Genomic DNA, 1,389 nt, shown 5'->3' on the forward strand with positions numbered 1-1,389 from the left:
CGCCAACACCGATACGGCTACCGGCGGCTGCCCGGCGGGCGACCTGGGGCTCGACACCCTCGTCCTCGTGGCCAATAGCACCCACACCCTGACGACGTTTAATAACAACACCCCCTATGGCCCTACCGGCCTGCCGGTCATCGGCACTGAGATCACCATCGAGGGCCACGGCAGCACGATTACGCGGAGCAGCATGGACGCCTTCCGTATCTTCGCGGTGAATAGCAGCGGCAACCTCACCCTCAACGAGACCACGGTGAGCGGGGGGGCGACGGACGACGGCGCGGGGATCGCCAACTACAACGGCACCCTCACCCTGACCGACAGCACCGTCTCGGGCAATACCTCAGTCAGCGGCGGCGGCGTGTACAACACGGGCACCGCGACCCTAACCGATAGCACCGTCTCGGGCAATAGCGCGAGCTACGGCGGCGGCGTGTTGAACGTTCTCGGCACCGCGACCCTAACCAATAGCACCGTCTCGGGCAATAGCGGGAGTAATAACGGCGGCGGCGTGTTGAACGCCTTCGGCATCGCGATCCTGACCAATAGCACCGTCTCGGGCAATAGCGCGGGGTTTATCGGCGGCGGCGTGTTCAACATCGACGGCGCCGTGACCCTGGCGCGCTCCCTGGTCTCGGGCAACACCGCCCCCTCCGCAGCGGAGGTGCACCACGATGGCTTTGGCGGCGTCAGCGCCGGCGACTTCAACCTGCTCGGCCACTCGGGGCTCAGCAACGCCAATGCGTTCTTTGGCTTCACCCCGAGCGGGAGCGACATCACCGCCACCTCGGACGGCACGACGTCGACGGCGCTCGCCGACATCCTCGACACCAACTTGGCCGGCGGGCCCACCCGGACCCATGCGCTGGTCGCCGGGAGCCCCGCCATCGATGCGGTGACCGGCACTTGCCCGCCCCCCGCCACCGACCAGCGCGGAGTGGCCCGGCCGCAAGGGCCGGCCTGCGACATCGGTTCGTTTGAAATCATGGCCGCTCCCTCCCCCGACCTCGCGGTCAGCAAGACGGATTCGCCCGACCCGGTCGTGGTCAGCGACCATCTGACCTACACCATCACCGTCAACAACGCCGGTCAGGGCGATGCCACGGGCGTGATCCTCACCGACACGCTCCCCGCGGACGTGGACTTCGTCTCGGCCACCGCCTCCCAAGGCAGCGGGTGCACCGAGTCGCTCGGGACCGTCGAGTGTGACCTCGGGGACCTTGCGAGCAGCGAGGACGCCACCGTCACCATCGTGGTCGAGCCCACCGCCACCGGGAGCATCACCAACAGCGTTGAGGTCACTGCCAACGAGACCGATGACAACCCCGACAACAACACCGACATGGAGGCGACCGCGGTCAATGAGCTGCTCTGCAACGGCCTGAC

At 67.2% G+C, this 1,389-nt stretch carries 1 protein-coding gene; it reads left to right on the top strand.

From position 1 onward, the window contains the following. Window positions 1-1,389, top strand: a 1,389-nt coding sequence (locus ACRDSQ_RS23070; RefSeq protein ID WP_431423955.1) for a choice-of-anchor Q domain-containing protein, incomplete at both ends; no start/stop codon positions are given.

The organism is Actinokineospora sp., from assembly GCF_050699995.1.
Lineage (GTDB): Bacteria > Actinomycetota > Actinomycetes > Mycobacteriales > Pseudonocardiaceae > Actinokineospora.